This is a genomic window from Vibrio sp. MOR3, assembly GCF_001557775.1.
Taxonomy (GTDB): domain Bacteria; phylum Pseudomonadota; class Gammaproteobacteria; order Enterobacterales; family Vibrionaceae; genus Vibrio; species Vibrio jasicida.
Window position 1 is genome coordinate 39,556 of the sequence record NZ_LNRD01000006.1, and the last position, 17,761, is coordinate 57,316.

Genomic DNA, 17,761 nt, shown 5'->3' on the forward strand with positions numbered 1-17,761 from the left:
ACGTCTTCCTAAATATAAATGATAATAATTCTCACGTATGATAGGGTCGCTATTGATAAATACAAAGACGAATCACTTATGCGAAATCGCATAGGTGTTATGAGGAAACGTCAAATGGCGGAAGAGACCAAAAAAAGAACTAAAATTGCCAAAGTGGCTCTAACCAAAAAGCTTGATCAGACTGAAAAACAGATCATTGTAACCCAAGGTCAAAGCAGCCAAACCCAACTCGCGGAAGGTCAATTCCTCTCCTACCAATACAACGACCAAATCTTTGTTCATGGCGGACGTTGCATTGAATTAGTCGATTCGAATATCGTTTCAACCGCACATTCTGCACTACTGATTACCATTCTTTTGGAGGGAAAACTCTCTTTTGGTTACGATGACCTCCAATTTGACTTTGACGCAAGCAAAGGCCCACAAGGCGTGGTTGTTAACCTAGCTAAGCCTGCAAACTTCCGCCGCTCGCTGATTCAAAACAACCGAATGAATAAGATTAATATTCTTATTAAGCCACCTTGGTTGGAATCGAGAATGGCGGGACATTGCGGTCACAAGCGCTTTATTGAAACTCACCAAGCCTTTTACACGCTGGAGCTTAATGAGACGTTAATTGATTTGACACGAGCTCTCACTCAACATGAATCTCCGACAAACATGAAAGATCGTATCGGGGTAGAGAGTTTGATCTACCAAGTGCTCTCCCACTCGATTGGGCAAATGCCAGACGACTACTGCGCAGAGTGCGAAGAGAAAAAGCGTTCTGGCGATGCTCGAATCGAGGATGTAGTCAGTTATATCGAGACGCACCTCGAAGAAGATTTAACCTTAGAGCGCTTAGCAGAACAGTTCTCGATGAGCGTTTCTAATCTGCAGCGTCGCTTTAAACAATCTTTTAATATGACCATCAACGGTTACATCCGTCATCGCCGCTTAGAGATCGCTCGCCAGCATTTGGAGCGCGGATTAGTGACTATCACAGAAGCGGCATACGAGGCGGGTTACCACCACCCATCGAACTTTACCAACGCCTTCAAGAAAGTATTTGGTGTTCCGCCACACGAGATCGTCAACAGTCATTGATTCGAGAGTAAGGAAAACAACGCAGTGTAATAGTTAGCTCTTTCCAAGTTGTTTGACGCAGCCATTTGTTTGACTAAAAAAGCGAGTCAATGACACGCTCCTAAAGGGCACTCTTTGCAAATAGTAAGGGCCTTGGCTTGTATACTTTGTTGCCGATTCTTGATTTAGAATGACTAGATCTTTAAATCGCCGCCGCGTCTACAAACCAAGTCATTCTCGCTGAACCTAGCATCTCGAGGTTACTTGGGTATAAACGCCACAAAATAGGTTTGCTATCAAAGCCCTTTGGGAAGATAAACACTTGGCGTTATACTCGCGAGAAAGGTTTTCTGAAATACAGAGGTCATCATGAATATTGGTGCAGTTGCGAAATTAACAGGGTTGTCTTCTAAGTCGATTCGTATGTACGAAGATAAAGGCATCATCTCGTCACCAGCTCGCAGCGATTCAGGCTATCGCGAATATTCTGACAAACACATCCAAGAGCTCAACCTTGTTTCCCGAGCGAAAAACGCAGGATTCTCACTACAAGAATGCAAAGAATTTGTGCAACTGGCGCACAATCCAAATCGCAAGAGCAGCGAAGTGAAAGCGCGTACGATGGATAAGCTTCATGAAGTTGAGCAAAAGATCGCTCACTTGTTGGAGATTAAAAAGCAATTAGAAGGTTGGGTTTCATCTTGCCCAGGCGATGCCGAGAGCCGATGTCCAATCATTGACGAGCTCACCAAATAAGCTCGCCAACCTTTCTATTTCGCTTTAATGTAATGAATGTAGCTTTAGTGGTAAGTACACATACGCTTGCCATTAAGCTCAATGATATTAAAAGGTGTCTCGTAGATATCTTCTAACGTGGATGCCTGAATCACCTCATCTACCTTGCCAGTGGCAACCACTTTGCCCTTCTTCAGCGCAAGGATCTCGTCGGAGTAACAAGCCGCAAAGTTAATATCATGAATCACCACAACCATGGCTTTATTCATATCGTGAGCAAGGCGCTGAACGACTTTCATGATCTGTAGCGAGTGCTTGATATCAAGATTATTCAATGGTTCATCGAGGAAAACATAATCCGTATCTTGGGCAATCACCATCGCAATAAACGCCAACTGTCGTTGACCACCACTCAATTCATCTAAGAACTTATCTTGAATTCCTTTCAGGTCTAAGTAGTCAATTGCTTGCTCGATGATCGCGTGATCATCTTTGGACAAGTTGCCTTTTGAATAAGGGAATCGCCCAAACGAGACCAGTTCTTTCACGGTAAAACGCATCGTAATCGTGTTTGCTTGGCGCAACACCGCCAGCTTTTTCGCAAGTTCTTTGGTGTCCCATTCTGCAATCTCTTTGCAATCAATCATGACACTACCGCCATCTCGCTCGGTCAATCGTGACGCCATCGACAACAAGGTACTTTTGCCTGCTCCGTTTGGACCAATAATCGATGTCACCTTCCCTTTCTCAAATTGGGTATCCGCGCCATCAACTACTTTGTTGGAACCAAATGCTTTGGTTAATTTATCTATAACTATCATGTTTATACGACTTTGTTTTTCAGCAGTAGATACAAGAAGTAGGTACCACCAATAAAGTTAATCACCACGCTCAGCGTCGTTTCAAATGAAAATAGGTTTTCTATAATCCACTGCCCCGACAACAAGGCACAAATTGCCATCAATGAACAACCAACTAATAAAGTACGATGCTGGTAAGAGTGGAGCATTTCACGGCTCAAGTTCGTCACCAATAAACCAAAGAACATGATTGGCCCGACTAAAGCCGTCGAAATGGCAATGAGAACCGCAGAGAGAATAAAGACATTGCGCGTCACTTTAGGGACATCAACCCCTAGGCTCTTAGCATTGTCTTGGTCGAGCCAAAAAATATCTAAAGTGCGATGCATGCGATACAGCAACCAGCAAGCGATGAGCAATATTGGCGAACTGAGATACACCAAGTTCACCTTCACGTTGTTGAAGCTGGCGTACAGTTTAGATTGCACAAACGCAAACGTATTTGGGTCCATCAGAAGGGAGAAGAACACTGCAATATTGCTAAACAACTGCCCAAAGATCAGCCCTACCAACAACAAAGTGATGAGATTGCGCCCACCTTTTGAAAAATAAAACCCAAACAGCAACATCGAAAAGCCTACCATCACCAATACAGCAATCGAAAAGTTGATGTAAACATTCAGAACGAGTGCGCTTAAACCACCAAACAACAAAACAATCAGCACTTGCGTCAACACATACAACGCATCAAATCCCATGATACTTGGAGTAAGAATCCGGTTGTGGGTAATGGTTTGGAACACCAATGAAGATTGAGCAATCGCAATACCCGCTAATACCATGGCTAATACTTTAGGCACACGTCGCGACAAAAAGTATTGGTAGTTATCTGCTGTTAAGCCAATACCAATAAACAGAAACGCAAAAAGCAGCGCGACGGCTGCCAATAAGAACAGTTTCTTGGAATCACGCACTTTGCTTACCTCGCAACAACATCGCGATAAACACCACTCCACCCAAGATACTGATCACGATTGAAATCGGCATTTCATGAGGGAAGATGATCAATCGGCTAACCAAGTCACACGCCAAAACGAGTATTGCCCCATACATGGCAGTAAGCGGGATATTGCGTTTAAGATTGTCGCCATAGAAGTAACTGACTAAGTTTGGAACGATAAGCCCAAGAAACGGCAGTTGACCAACGATCATCACAACACTGGCAGACATTACCGATACAAAAAGTACACCTAACGTCACCACTTGTTGGTAGTTAAGACCAAGGTTTACTGCAAAGTCTTTACCAATGCCAACAGCAGAGATACGCGCGGCAAACAGGTAGCTTAAAAGCGCCACAGGCACGGCAATGTAAAGCAGCTCAAAATCACCACGCAAAATGTTGGCAAAATTCGCTACGCTCCACGCTGAAAGACTTTGTAGTGCATCGTATTTGTAGGCAATGAAAGTAGTAACGGCGTCAACAACGTTACCAAAGATGATGCCGACGAGCGGTACAAACACGACACTTTTGAATTGGATGCGTTGAATGAACTGGACGAACATCAAGGTCCCCAGAATAGAGACAGCAAAGACAAGCCAAAGCTGTTCGCCATTACCAAAAAACACCACACTCATTACGTAACCGAGCATGGCACACTCAATCGTGCCCGTTGTTGAAGGCGCGGCGAATCGGTTTTGGCTAATTTGCTGCATCACTAATCCAGCGATGCTCAGCCCTGCTCCGGCAAGAAGAATGGCAAATAGACGCGGAATTCGGCTAGTAAAGAAGAGTTCTATTGCTTTTGCATCGCCCGAAAACAACTGTTGGGGTGTCATATTTGCCACCCCAACAAACAACGATGCGACGCTTAGAACAATAAGAACAAGCAACAACTTTTTCAAAGTTAACCTCAGCTAGCTTTTTTACAGATCGATCGTGTGTTTGATTTCACTCACCATCTTTTCCGTTGCTGTTACGCCAGACATTGCTAAGTACCATGCATCAACATCTAGGAAGGTTATTTTCTTGTTCTTGTAAGCCGAAGTTGCTTTAACCAAATCGTTATCCAACGCTTTAGCGAGGTCATTGTCAGACTTTGCATGAAGTGAGTTTCTATCAATGACTAGAATATTTTTCGGGTTAGCTTCGCGGATAAACTCGTAAGAAATGACGTCACCGTGCGTTCCTGTTTTGAGGTTCTTCACTGTTTCAGTAAAGCCAAAATCTGTGTAAATCGCGCCAAAACGAGACTTCGCACCGAATGCACTGATGTTGTCTCCGATACTCAAAATCGTGAGCGCATCATTATTATTGGTTTGGTTGTATTCGCGAATCGCCTTGAACTGTGCATCCAAGTTTTCGATTTTTTGCTCAACCTTATCCTCTATGTTGAAGATCTTACCAAGATTACGCCATTGTGCTTTTGTGCCCTGCCAGTAAGCTTCTTTCTCTCCTGATGCAAAAACGACTGTTGGTGCAATTTCACTTAACTCATCGTATTTCGATGAGCTACGAGGACCAACCAAAATCAAATCTGGTTTTTGCATATAGATGGTTTCGAAATCCGGTTCAAACAAGCTACCAGCAGAGGTGTAATTGTCTTTATTGTATTTCGATAAGTATTTAGGGAGATGCGAGGCATTCGAAACTGCAACAGGGTCGATATTAAAGCTATCGAGCATATCAAGAGGGCCAAAGCCAATCACAACCACACGCTTTGGTGATTGTTCGACTTCTGTCGTTCCCATGTAGTGATCGATGTTGACGGTTGCAGCAAAAGCAGGTGAGATTGTGAGCAGCGAAACAAGAGCCGCACTGACGAGTTTTTCCATTATTTTAAACCTTAAATGAGATCCATTATCATGCGCATTCGCAATATATCGTTACTCACATAGGCATTCAACCGATTATTTAATAACTTTACATTCGTTACACTTCTAAATTGGCTTAATAAATCAACAAATTACACTGTATCTATATCGGATTTGAGACGGTAAGCTCAAAATAATAATTTTCATGTTTATCTCGTGATCGAGTGCTTATACTTCAAAACAAGTCTTATCAAAAAGGATTAGAAAATGAAGAAGTTAGCATTAATGGTTTTTGTCGCAGCGCAACTGATGGCTTGTACAGAGGTGGGCAGTGAAGCGTGGTGTAACGACATGAAAGAAAAGCCAAAAGGCGAATGGACTGCTAACGAAGCGTCTGATTTTGCTAAAAATTGTGTTTTTAAATCAGAATAAACACACATTGTTCTGATTGAATAACAGATCAACCAGATAGCCCGCAGCTTTTATTTTTAAAATGGAATCGTGCGGGCTACTCGTAGGCATCAAGAAACGCTTTTAGTGCAAGTTCATCAACAATCTCTAGCCCCTGTTCGCCCTTTCTGATCAAACCCTTGTCCATTAAATCTTTCACCGCTCGGCGATAAACACGCCCGGAAGTGCCAAATCTTTCGGCTTCTTGGTTTACTTTGCCAAATCCACCCAACAAGGTATTAGTCTGTTTTTGTACTAACAAATCATAAGCGATGTTGTAAGTAATTGGGTGTAACAAGCGATTGGTATAGATGTCCATTGAATCCTGATAGTCCTCCGCCAAAGCAGAGGCAAAGAAGAACATCATGTCAGGTTGCTGATGCAGCGCCTCAGTCAGTTTTTGGATACAGATGATATCCACCTGCATGTGTTCATCAGCTACCACATTCCATTGGCAAGGCGTTTGTGTGAAGTACTCCATTTCACCATAGATATGATAATCGCAATTGGCTTCGCCCAACTGGAAACGACGTCCGTTAGCAGCAATGATACTCATTGAAACTCGCCCGACTGGCACAACATAGAGATATTGAAGTTGTTCACCTTGGCGAAGGATCTCTTCACCAGAGTCAAAGTATCGACTGCCGATTTGGCATTGATAGATCAAGTCACGAAACTCAGCACTTTTCTGTTCTAGAAAGCTTTTGAAACGTCCAGTCGGATAAGGGCTTATTTTCACGTGAGTTTCTCTTTAATGACAACAATCTCAAATAGATTGTACTCGCTAGAATCGTTTGATGACAGCCAATAAAAAAGCGACACCGAGGTGCCGCTTATAAAATTAACTAAGCTGTGATCTGGTTAACTCTGTGCAATTAAGGCTTCAAGAGCAGCGTAAGACGCTAAACGCTCCCCTTCCATCATCACTTGCGCTTCATCTACGTACTGCCCTACACCTTCTTTCACATCCTGCTGATACAAAACCACATTGTTCAGAATGGAGGCTACATTCAGACCACGCAGCCTACCGACGGTAAACAGAGCTGAGGTTTCCATATCCGCACCGAGAATGCCTTTCTTATTCCAGTACTCGCAGATCGTTTCTTCGTCGTCGGTATAGAAGCTGTCATGGGAACGAACCACACCTAAATGATAGCGCGCCTCTTTTTCGGCTAAATAGCTGTCCAGCGCTTTCAGTAACGAAAAGCTTGCGTAAGCCGGATAAGAAGAGCGAACGTACGCTTTCGAGCCACCTTCGTCTCTCACTGCGCCTTCAGCCACAATCAACCCACCAAGTTGAATGCCAGATTGCATCGCGCCAGCCGATCCTACTCGAATCACATCTGTCACACCACACTGTTTTAACTCTTCCACCGCAATGATCATCGATGGAGCGCCGATACCTGTACTACACACTGATACGCGCTGATCTCGGTATGTCCCCGTAAACACTCGATACTCACGGTTTTCAGAGACCAGTTCTGCGTTATCAAATAACGCGGCAATACGGTTTGCTCGATCTGGCTCACCACACACGATCACTCGAGGTGCTATTTGAGTGCTGTCTACGCCAATATGAGGTTGTTTCATCATTGGCTTAACCTTGAGCTGTCACTTGAGTTAGGGTCTTCTCACCGTTGCGTTTTGCGCTACGTGCCCACTCTCTTGTACCGTTTGCTGCGATGAACATGAGAATTGCGTATTGAACCGACATTGCGTACACACCTTGTGTCGCGTAAATACCAACGCTGATGATGTTGATTACGACCCAAAGAATCCAGTTCTCAACGTACTTACGTGTCATCAAGATTTGCGCCACGATAGAAAGCACGGTCATGGTTGCATCCCAGAATGGGAAAGCATCTGGCTCTAAGACAGGCTCAGACAAACCTGCACCGAACACATTTAGCGTATCAACGGCAATGTTAGCCAACGCAAAGAAGAATGGGTCGATGTAAATCGTTAACATCGCAATCGCAACAATGCTTACTGAACCTGTCGCGATCAGCTTCTGTTTGCTTAACCAACGAACCTCAAGTGTCTCACCTTGTGCATTTGGTCTTGTCCATGCATACCAGCCATAGATGTTGGCGCAGAAGAAGAACAGTTGAAGCAGAAGCAATCCGTAAAGCTGAATCTGGAAAAAGATAACGGCAAAAAGTGTTACGTTCAGCAGACCGAACAAGTAGTTAATGGTTTTTTCTTGGCTCGCAAACCAAATACAAAGCAGACCGAAAACCGTACCAAACGCTTCGATCCAGCTCATTGCATAGCCACCACCAATGGGAATATTAACAAGGGTGTTGTTGATGTCTAACAGGGCAAATAGGTCCATGAAGGTGTCCTTTATTATTGTGCTTGGGATGCGCTCATCTTATTGCCTCGCAGCAAACAAAAAGGAGGACATTTGTCCTCCCTTTGATGTATCCGATCATAAATCAGATCAATAATTGTTTTAAAGTGCTTTGATGGCACTTGTCACCTTAAATTGTTTACGACTCATGCCCTAAATAGCGCTTTTTGAAAGAGGACGCAGAGGCAAAAAATGCAGTTGCAATGAACGTAAAAGCGATGCCCGACAAATAGACGAATTCTTCGTTTGCGAGCAGTTCATAAACACTGACTACAAATACGAACAATACCAACATTACATTGATACGATGAAACCAAGGTCTCTTAGTTGAATACTGTGCGTATCTCTTAACAAACATAAAAAAATTCCATTCACCACAATAATTTATAAATCTATTTATAGACTCTTCTAATAATAAGCTTTCCTGTGAATTTCTACACGATGTCTTTCACTTTACGCGCAAAAAATCACACTTTGATGGGCTTATTATGTAAAAAGAAGGCATTTACTTTCTAAATCCATTCAGAAAGCTAACCATTATAAGTTTAGATAAATAACTAATTGAGTACGAATAACTTCTTTATTCGGAGAGACACTTCACACTGTTACGCTCAACCAATGTAGGTTCAAGCTGTACAACCTGAGCTTCATCAGATTTATCATCCAGTTTTCGCAATAAGGTTTCGACTGCAGCTTGCCCTAGACGGTATTTCGGTTGGTGAATTGTTGTCAAAGATGGAGACATGAATTTGGCGATATGGATGTCATCGTAGCCAATAATGGATAACTGCTCTGGAATTTTAATGCCTAGCTCGTTAGCCGCGTTAATTGCGCCCATTGCCATCATGTCGTTGGAGACAAAAATCGAGCTTGGTAATGGACCACGTTCCGCCATTTTCTTGAAGGCTTGATAACCACCCTCACATTCAAAGTCAGATTCAACAATCCAGTTTGCATTGAATTCAAGCTCAGCTTCGATCATCGCTCGCTTGTAGCCTTCGTAACGCATTTGCGCTTGATGCTTGATTAGTGGACCTGTAATACAACCAATCTCTTGGTGGCCGCAGTCGATAAGGTATTTAGCTGCAAGATAACCACCACGAAGTGAGTTGTCTTGGATCTTATCGCTGGTGAACAGCATAGGGCCCCAATCCATCACTACAACCGGAATATCAGGGTAACGTTCGAATACATCAATACGCTCCCCTTCTAACGATGAACACATCAAAATCAGGCCATCAACGCGCTTTTGCAACAGCGTATTGATAGATTCACGCATTCGCTCGTTATCACCTTCAGTGTTACACAGGATCAGACTGTAACCTTTGTGGTAGCAACTGCGCTCAACACCTTTTACGACTTCACCGAAAAATGGGTTGGTTGAGGTGGTCACTAGCATACCAATGGTTTTGGTGCGGTTCACTTTGAGACTACGCGCCAAAGCAGACGGCGCGTAGTAATTGAGTTCTTTGGCAGCGTTGTTGACTCGTTCGGAGATCTCTTCGCTGACAAAGCGAGTTTTGTTAATAACATGGCTCACAGTTGAAGTGGAAACCCCTGCCAGTTTTGCGATGTCTTTCATCGTTGCCATGTTATTACTCCTAGATTATTGGTGTTGAGCCAGAAACTCCTCAACCTCTTTGCGGGTTGGAATGGAGGTTTGCGCGCCAAAGCGAGTTACTGAGATCGCGGCTGCTGCGTGGGCAAACTTAATCGCTGATTCTAAAGGTAAGTCTTCCAATAAACCAGTGACTAATGCCCCATTAAACGTATCGCCCGCCGCAGTGGTATCTGTTACTTCTACGCGGAAGCCAGGAATGATTTCACCACGACCGTTTTGACTCAACCACACCCCTTTCGCACCCAGCGTGATCATGACGATTTCAATGCCTTTCGAATGCAGGATGTTCGCCGCTTCTTGTGCACTGTCATCGTCTGCTACCGTCACGCCTGTTAGCACTTCCGCTTCCGTTTCGTTTGGTGTAATCACATCAATGCAAGACAGTAATTCATCTGACAGCTCGCGAGCTGGTGCAGGGTTAAGAATCACGTTGGTCTTGGCATCTTTCGCGATTCGCGCTGCTTTCTCGATGCCGCACATTGGCGTTTCTAGTTGCATCAACAAGTAATCAGCCTGACGAATGCGCTCTAGATCGGGCTCAATCGCCTCTGCAGTCAGCTTTGCGTTGGCTTCTGCTGAGATACAAATGCTGTTCTCGCCACTGTCCGCCACTTGAATCATGGCAATGCCTGTTGGACAGTTTGGCTGCATCTTCACACCAGTGATGTCGATGCCATCCATTTTGAAGTTCTCACGAATGTTGATGCCGAACGAATCATCACCCACACACGCAATAAAACCGATGTCTGCGTTTAATCGAGCTGCCGCAACAGCTTGGTTGGCACCTTTGCCACCTGGGATAACTTGATAGTTGCGACCATGCAGCGTCTCGCCAGGGCGAGGGAAAGAAGGCACTTGAAGAACATGGTCAGCGTTTACACTACCTAACACCACTAACTTATTCATACGGTTATCCTCGGTTCTGATTGAACCCTTTATATTTGAACAGGAGTAATAGGTTTACGCTCTTTGAAAAAACGTAAGCGTATTACGATTCAACTAGATTTAATTTTCTAACTTAAAGCTTTCGTTGTTTGGAATGACCCAACACATTTACTGGGTCATTCCGTTATCTTCAACAAAGAAGAAGCACTGAGTCGAACGTTAAACTTACTTAGTCACAACTTTAAGCGGAACAGGAATGTACTCCTCAACCTTCTCGCCTTTCAATACTTTCGCTGCAGTTTCTACACCCAACGCACCAATAAGATCTGGTTGCTGTGCGATAGTCGCTGCTAACTTGCCACGGTTAACAGCAGCAATGCCGTCGTCAGTACCGTCAAAGCCAACGATAAGTACGTCTTTACCTGATGCCTGAACTGCGCGAAGCGCACCCAGTGCCATCTCATCGTTCTGAGCAAAGACCGCTTGAACGTCTGGGTTCGCTGCAAGCAAGTTTTCCATTACGTTCAGACCTTTAGTACGGTCAAAATCAGCAGGTTGGCTTGCTAGTAGTTCCATGTTGCTGCCCTTCACTGCTGTCATGAAGCCTTCACCACGCTCACGCGCCGCAGACGTACCTGCAATACCCTCTAGTTGGATAACTTTCGCTTTCTCACCTACTTTTTCCATGATGTAGTGACCAGCCATTTCGCCGCCAACTACGTTGTCAGAAGCGATGTGGCTCACTACGTCACCACGGCTTGCACCACGGTCTAGTGTCAACACAGGGATCTTAGAACGGTTCGCCATACGAATTGCGTTTGACACAGCGTCTGAATCTGTTGGGTTAATCAGAATCGCTTTTACGCCACGAATCGTTAGGTCTTCGATGTTTGACAGTTCTTTACTCGGGTCATTTTGCGAGTCCAGTACAATCAAGTCGTATCCCAGTTCTTTCGCTTTCGCTTCTGCACCGTCTTTCATCGTTACGAAGAACGGGTTATTCAGTGTAGAAACTACAATCGCCATTGTATCTTGAGCGTGTGCCGCTACCGATACGGTTGAAGAAAGAAGTGCAGCAGAAATAAGAGTTGCGAGTTTTTTCATCGTTCTAGTCCTTTGTGTAGGGTGAGCCAGCACACGTCCCCTGGCTCGATTTGTATTCAGGATTTAGTGGAGCTCTTTATTTTTAAATATCAATTACTTGTTTTTGTTGTCTACCAGTACTGCTAGCAAGATAACCACTGCTTTCGCAATCATTTGGTAGTAAGAAGATACATCGAGTAGGTTCAGCGCGTTGTTTAGGAAGCCGATGATCAGAGCACCAATCAAGGTTCCCATGATGCGACCTTTACCACCCATCAAGCTGGTACCGCCAAGAACAACCGCTGCGATTGCATCTAGCTCGTAACCCATACCTGCTGTTGGCTGCGCCGAAGACAGGCGAGACGTTACGATGATGCCTGCAAGCGCTGCCAACATACCGCAGATGGCGTATACACCGATTTTCACACGGTCAACGTTGATACCAGAAAGGCGCGTTGCTGATTCGTTGCCACCAAGTGCGTACACGTAGCGACCGAAGCGAGTGTGGTTCAGCAGGTACCAAGCCGCAGCAAAAACAATCACCATCAACCAAACAGGAACTGGGATACCAAGGGCGTAACCTGTACCGAACCATGCAAATGCGTCTGCTGTATCAGTAAAGCCCGTAGAGATAGGACGACCGTCTGTGTAAACCATGGTTACACCGCGCAATAACGTCATAGTAACCAGTGTTGCGATAAAGGCTTGAACCTTACCTTTAGCAATGATGATACCGCTGATCGCACCCAGTGCCGCACCAGCAAACAATGCCGTCGGAACCGCAATAAGCACCGGCACTTCTAACGCAATCATGCTCGCGGCAAACGCACCACACAGCGCGAGTACAGAACCAACACTTAAGTCTATGCCTGCAGTCAGAATAACCAACGTCATACCTACCGCGATGATCGCATTGACTGAGGTTTGACGAAGAATATTAAGAATGTTGTCTACCGTAAAAAAGTTCGGGTTCAAGAATGACACAACAACAATCAAGAAAATCAGTGCAATCAATGACTTTTGCTCAATCAGCCATTCTTTGGTGAACAACTTTTTGCTGTTCGCTTCGGTTGGTTTGCTCATGGTCTTAGTACTCATGCTGCTTCCTCATTGATCTTTCTGCCTACGGCACAAGCGAGTAGTGTTTCTTGGTCGGCGTCTTTCGCATCGAATTCGCCCGTGATTCGACCTTCGTGCATCACCATGATGCGGTCACTCATTCCCAGCACTTCAGGCATCTCAGAAGAAACCAAGATGATGCTCATGCCTTCGGCTTTAAATTTGTTGATTAGCTGATAGATTTCTTTCTTCGCACCCACGTCGACACCACGAGTTGGCTCATCCAGAATTAGAACTTTAGGTTTGGTCATTAACCCTTTTGCGATTGCCACTTTCTGCTGATTACCACCAGAAAGGTTACCAATGATTTGGTCTCGTGTTGGAGTTTTGATATTGAACAACTTAATGAAGTCTTCAACCGCCAACACTTCTTCGCCATGTTGGATTTGGAAACCTTTGGTGAGTTTATCCAGTGCACACAGAGACATGTTCTCCTTCACGGATAAGCCCAGCACCAAGCCATCGCCTTTACGATCTTCAGAGATGTAAGCAATGCCATTCGCCAAGCCATCTTGTGGGCTTACTGGGTTAATAGTCTTGTTGTCTAAGTTGATAACGCCACGCTCACTTGGTAACGCGCCGTAAATCACCTTCATCAACTCTGTACGCCCCGCGCCCATCAAGCCTGACACACCAAGGATTTCACCACGTTGAAGCGTGAAGCTAATGTCGTGAACGCCCGAGCCCGTCAAACCAATCACTTCAAGACAAACGTCACCATGCGTCACATCGATACGTGGATATTGTTCTTCCAACTTACGACCAACCATCATTTCGATGAGTCCATCTTCGTTGGTGTCTTTAACTTGGCATTCGCCGATGAACTTACCGTCACGCAACACAGTAATGTCATCACAAATTTCGAAGATTTCTTTCAGACGGTGTGAGATGTAAACGATGCCGCAACCTTGGTCACGAAGTTCGTTAATCACTTTAAACAGCGATTCCGTCTCTTTGTCGGTCAAAGCATCCGTTGGTTCATCCATGATGATGACTTTAGATTCAAAAGACAGCGCTTTCGCAATCTCCACCATTTGCTGTTCACCAAGGCTCAAATCACCAAGCAAAGTTTTTGAAGAGTGCTTTACGTTAAGGCGTTGAAGCAACTTGTCTGCTTCTTCATACATTTTGCCCCACTGAATACGCCCCATCGTGCCGGTAAACTCACGACCTAGATAGATGTTTTCGGCAATCGTTAGCTCCGGGATCAAGTTCAATTCTTGGTGAATGATACTGATGCCGGCTTCTTGCGAGTCTCTTGGACCTTTAAACGCCGCTGGCTTACTTTGATATTGAATGCTTCCTGCATCCATATGGTAAATACCGGTGAGTACTTTCATCAAAGTTGACTTGCCAGCTCCGTTCTCGCCCATCAACGCCATCACTCGACCTGGGTATACATTAAGGCTGGCTTTATCCAACGCCTTAACGCCCGGGAAGGCTTTCTCGATGTCGCTCAGTTGTAGAATGGCTTGAGTCATAATTTGTCCTCAATTAGTTCTGGCTTAAAACACCACGCCGGCTTGGAAAATCACGTTCGCGTAAGGTGTGCACTCGCCTGTTCTCACAACAGCGCGGCTTTGTTCTGTACGAGCTTTAAAGTCTTCATGCGATACGTAGTTAATCGCGATTTGTTTACCAGTTAGCTCACTTTCTTTCGTCAACTCAGTAATAAGTGCATCATGGTGAACTGGGCTAACTTTTGCGAATTCTTCAGCAATGATGACCCCCTCAATTTGGGACTCAGATAAGATCACTCGGACGGTATCTAGAAAGCCAGGAACTCCGTGCGTCAACGCTAAATCAATACGTTGTACATGATCAGGAATTGGCAAGCCCGCGTCACAAATGGTGATTTCGTCGGTATGACCAAGCGTCGCCACCAAGTAAGAAATTTCTGAGTTAATTAGGGTACTTTTTTTCATCTCATCGACCTTTCGGTTACACGTTCATACAACTGTGAGTGTCTCTCTTGGACTAAATTCGATATTGACAAAACACTCATCGAAACGTTTCGATGCAATAATAAAACGCCAAGAAGAATTGACCAGTCACAGATCGATAAGGTGTGAGAATGATCCGTAATTGAGTGCTAACTGATTACGAAAAAGATATTGCGGTCACACTTCCCTATCGAAACGTTTCGATGACTTATGAAAATATGAGAAAAGTCATTGAACTGTTAATTCCGAGAGCAAACTCATTCACAACAAAAATGTGTTGAGTCAGTTTGAAATAACGAAAATATGTCTAAAGTTTGAGACTTATTCTGGTCAATCTCGTAAAAAAGCGCACACAGCATCACAAATATACGAAGGTCGTCTGACTTTAGAAAACCACCCACTTACAATTTGAAAAACACAGAAATACTATCGTCATCCGTTCGGAACCTTTAAGTAGGGAACGTTTGTAGGGACACAAACGGAAGTTGAAGAACCATAATGAAACTAAGCAATAGAGTTGTTTTGCTTGTCGCGCCAGTCATTCTTATTAGCGCGTTGGTGTCGAGTTACATCATATATAGCATTCAAAAAGTCACACTGATTAAGCGAGAAGACAGCTACATTCAGCTGCAAATGGAAAAGCTCGCGGGGCAATTTCGTCAGGCCAACATATTCCTCAATAGCTACGCCTACACATTAAGCAAAAGCGAAGTTTTACAAGACTACTTCGTCAATCATGACAATCCGTATCGTGAGCGACAGCTATTCAACCGTCTCGATGAAACCGTTGATGTATTAAACCATGGCTACAGTGGCGATGCGAACATGGCAATACTGGACGGCGACCAACACTTACTCTATTACACCGAGAATCAGTTTTATGAGTCCAACGGCAGCGTCGATCCTAAGATTCTCGAATACGTAGAAAAGAGCTATGCGCAGCACGGTAAAACCAGCCATACCGGCTTTATTTACAACTCAAGTGGCCAAAGCATTCTCCTGCAGTACGAACTGTTCGATAAGCGAACGGGCGAGCACCCACCCAGTTTTGATCCGCACAACGCATTCTTTGTTGTCGTCTCCGTCTCTCTCGAAGCTTTTAATGACATCAAACACGAAATCGAATTTGATACCCACAGTGTCATCACATTTTCTGACAAACCGATTCACCTAGATATCCCCCTAGCCCAAACTATTGAACTCTTACCCCATTTCCACGCAATTTTGTCACCGGCAGAGTATTTAATGTGGAATAAGGTCGATAAGGTCTGGTTGGAGTTGGCTCTTTCGTTTGGTATAGCGTCGTTTTGTACCATCACTTTGATTGTCTTAGTCTTGTATCGTTACGTGCTCAGCCCGGTATCGAAACTGGACAAACAACTGCGCGAAATAGAAGCAAACAAGCGCACTAACATTGAAAAGCTAAACAGTGACGATGAAATTGGTCGCCTCTCTTCGCGTTTCTTCGACATGTATGAAGAACTCAATAACATCTATCATAAAACCAAACACTTAGCGGAAACAGACCACCTAACTCAACTCGCGAACCGTCATCGTTTTCATGAATTGGCAACTCGTGAGTTAGCCGATCCCTCTGAGCAACTTTGGGTTGTTTACATCGACCTAGATAACTTCAAGTACGTGAACGACAAATACGGCCACGAATTGGGTGACAAGCTTTTACAAGTCTTCTCTCGCCATATAAAAAATGTCTGCCAGAAGTTTACCCAACAACACAACAGCCCTTGCTTTGGCGCTCGCTTGTCTGGCGATGAGTTTGCCATCCTACTGAGTACAAACCAAAAGAAAGCCGACATACCTGATATGTTCGCTTCAGAGTTGCTCAAACCCATCCACAACTTGAGCCAATCTTCGACAAATTCGTTTCCGGTGACGGCAAGTGTTGGTATTGCTCAATATCCAAGAGATGGCGCTGATATTGCCAAGTTGCTTTCAAGTGCGGATGCGGCGATGTACCAAGCCAAACGCGGCGGTAAAAACCAATACGCCTACTATTCCGCGGCGCTCAATATTGAAGCTCAGCGCCGTAGCCAGATCGAACGCGCTTTGCGTAAAGCCGATGTGGAAGACGAATTCCATTTGGTTTTCCAGCCATACATGAACAGTCACGCCAATGAAATCGAGGGTCTGGAGGTTCTCTTACGTTGGGAAGCAGAAGGAATTGGTTCGATTCCACCGAAGGAATTCATCCCTATTGCGGAACAAACCGGGTTGTTCGAGAAAATCGACCGCTGGGTGTTTGCGAACGCAATGGAAGAGTACCACCAGCTTAAGAGTATTTTTGGCAAGGACATCATTTTATCCATTAACCTATCATCAGCAGAGCTGAACTCCCTATCGATGGCCGAGTTCATCCACGATAAAGCGAAGCAAAACGGTGTGCCCCCTTACTGCATTGAGTTGGAAATAACAGAAACCTTCGCCGCAGACCAACAAGGTACTGCTCTGCTCGATGAACTAGCCCAACTTGGCTATAAGCTGGCAATTGATGACTTTGGCTCAGGCTATACCTCATTGACACAATTGGTTCAGTATCCTGTTCAGAAAATAAAATTCGACCGAGAATTTCTGCTCACCTTGATGAATACTGACAACGGCCACGTTATCAAACCAATCATTGAACTGTGCCATGCGCAAAATAAGAAGGTAACGGCAGAAGGTATTGAGCATAACGTGATGCACGAATGGCTATCTTCATATCGCTGTGACTTCATGCAAGGCTACTTGTTTGGTAAGCCCATGAACAAAGAGCAGCTTGATCAATGGTGGAAATCAGCTAACGACCAACCTTTTACTCGTTCTGATATTGCGTAGCTTAACGGCTTATATCGTTCATTACAGAGCAATTGAAACCCAACAAAAAAAGCAGCACCGC

Annotated in this window: 18 protein-coding genes; 4 read left to right on the plus strand and 14 right to left on the minus strand. The window is 44.6% G+C overall.

What is annotated here, in order from left to right; translation table 11 throughout:
- Positions 1 to 114: 114 nt before the first annotated feature.
- Positions 115 to 1,086 (plus strand): AraC family transcriptional regulator, encoded by a 972-nt coding sequence (locus ATB76_RS13520; RefSeq protein WP_061035465.1) that lies wholly within the window; start codon positions 115 to 117, stop codon positions 1,084 to 1,086.
- Positions 1,087 to 1,434: 348 nt separating this feature from the next.
- The gene (gene cueR / locus ATB76_RS13525) at positions 1,435 to 1,821 is read left to right on the plus strand and encodes a Cu(I)-responsive transcriptional regulator (RefSeq protein ID WP_005437780.1); all 387 of its coding nucleotides are present in this window, start codon (positions 1,435 to 1,437) and stop codon (positions 1,819 to 1,821) included.
- A gap of 44 nt (positions 1,822 to 1,865) precedes the next feature.
- On the opposite strand, the gene vctC is transcribed toward cueR, so the two are convergent.
- Genes vctC through ATB76_RS13545 form a run of 4 tightly spaced genes read right to left on the minus strand, consistent with a single transcriptional unit; the run spans position 1,866 to position 5,432 of the window.
- Positions 1,866 to 2,621, minus strand: coding sequence for an iron chelate ABC transporter ATP-binding protein VctC (vctC, locus tag ATB76_RS13530; protein WP_061035466.1), 756 nt, complete (start codon positions 2,619 to 2,621; stop codon positions 1,866 to 1,868).
- A 2-nt stretch (positions 2,622 to 2,623) separates the two neighbouring features.
- Positions 2,624 to 3,574, minus strand: a complete 951-nt coding sequence (vctG, locus tag ATB76_RS13535) for an iron chelate uptake ABC transporter permease subunit VctG (protein ID WP_061035467.1) — start codon at positions 3,572 to 3,574, stop codon at positions 2,624 to 2,626.
- On the minus strand, positions 3,567 to 4,502 hold the full coding sequence (vctD, locus tag ATB76_RS13540) for an iron chelate uptake ABC transporter permease subunit VctD (protein WP_061035468.1): 936 nt from the start codon (positions 4,500 to 4,502) through the stop codon (positions 3,567 to 3,569). Before vctD ends, vctG begins: the two co-directional genes overlap by 8 nt.
- 21 nt (positions 4,503 to 4,523) lie before the next feature.
- Complete coding sequence (locus ATB76_RS13545; protein WP_061035469.1) at positions 4,524 to 5,432, minus strand: siderophore ABC transporter substrate-binding protein; 909 nt, start codon at positions 5,430 to 5,432, stop codon at positions 4,524 to 4,526.
- Positions 5,433 to 5,678: 246 nt separating this feature from the next.
- Here ATB76_RS13545 and ATB76_RS27255 point away from each other — a divergent pair, with 246 nt between their 5' ends.
- Positions 5,679 to 5,843 carry a DUF3012 domain-containing protein gene (locus ATB76_RS27255; protein ID WP_078609721.1) on the plus strand — a complete coding sequence of 55 codons (165 nt, stop codon included), beginning with the start codon at positions 5,679 to 5,681 and terminating at the stop codon, positions 5,841 to 5,843.
- A 76-nt stretch (positions 5,844 to 5,919) separates the two neighbouring features.
- Here ATB76_RS27255 and ATB76_RS13550 read toward each other — a convergent pair whose 3' ends face one another.
- From ATB76_RS13550 to rbsD, 10 genes are all read right to left on the minus strand, one after another.
- Complete coding sequence (locus ATB76_RS13550) at positions 5,920 to 6,600, minus strand: Crp/Fnr family transcriptional regulator (protein WP_038880709.1); 681 nt, start codon at positions 6,598 to 6,600, stop codon at positions 5,920 to 5,922.
- 122 nt (positions 6,601 to 6,722) lie between these two features.
- Positions 6,723 to 7,454 (minus strand): nucleoside phosphorylase, encoded by a 732-nt coding sequence (locus tag ATB76_RS13555; RefSeq protein WP_061035470.1) that lies wholly within the window; start codon positions 7,452 to 7,454, stop codon positions 6,723 to 6,725.
- A gap of 4 nt (positions 7,455 to 7,458) precedes the next feature.
- Positions 7,459 to 8,196 (minus strand): nicotinamide riboside transporter PnuC, encoded by a 738-nt coding sequence (gene pnuC, locus ATB76_RS13560; RefSeq protein WP_061035471.1) that lies wholly within the window; start codon positions 8,194 to 8,196, stop codon positions 7,459 to 7,461.
- Between the two features lie 157 nt (positions 8,197 to 8,353).
- A complete protein-coding gene (locus ATB76_RS13565; RefSeq protein WP_038867986.1) occupies positions 8,354 to 8,572 on the minus strand; it encodes a hypothetical protein in 219 nt (72 codons plus the stop codon).
- Between the two features lie 222 nt (positions 8,573 to 8,794).
- Positions 8,795 to 9,805: a substrate-binding domain-containing protein gene (locus ATB76_RS13570; protein WP_005435752.1), complete on the minus strand. Its 1,011-nt coding sequence runs from the start codon at positions 9,803 to 9,805 to the stop codon at positions 8,795 to 8,797.
- A gap of 15 nt (positions 9,806 to 9,820) precedes the next feature.
- Positions 9,821 to 10,741, minus strand: a complete 921-nt coding sequence (rbsK, locus tag ATB76_RS13575) for a ribokinase (RefSeq protein WP_038867987.1) — start codon at positions 10,739 to 10,741, stop codon at positions 9,821 to 9,823.
- 204 nt (positions 10,742 to 10,945) lie between these two features.
- A complete protein-coding gene (gene rbsB / locus ATB76_RS13580) occupies positions 10,946 to 11,824 on the minus strand; it encodes a ribose ABC transporter substrate-binding protein RbsB (RefSeq protein WP_061035472.1) in 879 nt (292 codons plus the stop codon).
- Positions 11,825 to 11,917: 93 nt separating this feature from the next.
- Positions 11,918 to 12,901: a ribose ABC transporter permease gene (gene rbsC / locus ATB76_RS13585; protein WP_005435746.1), complete on the minus strand. Its 984-nt coding sequence runs from the start codon at positions 12,899 to 12,901 to the stop codon at positions 11,918 to 11,920.
- Positions 12,898 to 14,403 carry a ribose ABC transporter ATP-binding protein RbsA gene (rbsA, locus tag ATB76_RS13590; RefSeq protein ID WP_061035473.1) on the minus strand — a complete coding sequence of 502 codons (1,506 nt, stop codon included), beginning with the start codon at positions 14,401 to 14,403 and terminating at the stop codon, positions 12,898 to 12,900. The genes rbsC and rbsA overlap by 4 nt, the downstream gene beginning before the upstream one ends.
- A 24-nt stretch (positions 14,404 to 14,427) precedes the next feature.
- On the minus strand, positions 14,428 to 14,847 hold the full coding sequence (gene rbsD, locus ATB76_RS13595; RefSeq protein WP_061035474.1) for a D-ribose pyranase: 420 nt from the start codon (positions 14,845 to 14,847) through the stop codon (positions 14,428 to 14,430).
- Positions 14,848 to 15,363: 516 nt separating this feature from the next.
- Here rbsD and ATB76_RS13600 point away from each other — a divergent pair.
- Positions 15,364 to 17,700 carry an EAL domain-containing protein gene (locus ATB76_RS13600; RefSeq protein ID WP_061035475.1) on the plus strand — a complete coding sequence of 779 codons (2,337 nt, stop codon included), beginning with the start codon at positions 15,364 to 15,366 and terminating at the stop codon, positions 17,698 to 17,700.
- Positions 17,701 to 17,761 lie beyond the last annotated feature (61 nt).

Excerpts from the sequence above, each read along its gene's own strand:
- ATB76_RS13520 (WP_061035465.1), top strand. The coding sequence starts at position 115 with ATGGCGGAAGAGACCAAAAAAAGAACTAAAATTGCCAAAGTGGCTCTA.
- cueR (WP_005437780.1), top strand. The coding sequence starts at position 1,435 with ATGAATATTGGTGCAGTTGCGAAATTAACAGGGTTGTCTTCTAAGTCG.
- vctC (WP_061035466.1), bottom strand. The coding sequence starts at position 2,621 with ATGATAGTTATAGATAAATTAACCAAAGCATTTGGTTCCAACAAAGTA.
- ATB76_RS13545 (WP_061035469.1), bottom strand. The coding sequence starts at position 5,432 with ATGGAAAAACTCGTCAGTGCGGCTCTTGTTTCGCTGCTCACAATCTCA.
- ATB76_RS27255 (WP_078609721.1), top strand. The coding sequence starts at position 5,679 with ATGAAGAAGTTAGCATTAATGGTTTTTGTCGCAGCGCAACTGATGGCT.
- ATB76_RS13555 (WP_061035470.1), bottom strand. The coding sequence starts at position 7,454 with ATGATGAAACAACCTCATATTGGCGTAGACAGCACTCAAATAGCACCT.
- pnuC (WP_061035471.1), bottom strand. The coding sequence starts at position 8,196 with ATGGACCTATTTGCCCTGTTAGACATCAACAACACCCTTGTTAATATT.
- ATB76_RS13565 (WP_038867986.1), bottom strand. The coding sequence starts at position 8,572 with ATGTTTGTTAAGAGATACGCACAGTATTCAACTAAGAGACCTTGGTTT.
- ATB76_RS13570 (WP_005435752.1), bottom strand. The coding sequence starts at position 9,805 with ATGGCAACGATGAAAGACATCGCAAAACTGGCAGGGGTTTCCACTTCA.
- rbsK (WP_038867987.1), bottom strand. The coding sequence starts at position 10,741 with ATGAATAAGTTAGTGGTGTTAGGTAGTGTAAACGCTGACCATGTTCTT.
- rbsB (WP_061035472.1), bottom strand. The coding sequence starts at position 11,824 with ATGAAAAAACTCGCAACTCTTATTTCTGCTGCACTTCTTTCTTCAACC.
- rbsC (WP_005435746.1), bottom strand. The coding sequence starts at position 12,901 with ATGAGTACTAAGACCATGAGCAAACCAACCGAAGCGAACAGCAAAAAG.
- rbsA (WP_061035473.1), bottom strand. The coding sequence starts at position 14,403 with ATGACTCAAGCCATTCTACAACTGAGCGACATCGAGAAAGCCTTCCCG.
- rbsD (WP_061035474.1), bottom strand. The coding sequence starts at position 14,847 with ATGAAAAAAAGTACCCTAATTAACTCAGAAATTTCTTACTTGGTGGCG.
- ATB76_RS13600 (WP_061035475.1), top strand. The coding sequence starts at position 15,364 with ATGAAACTAAGCAATAGAGTTGTTTTGCTTGTCGCGCCAGTCATTCTT.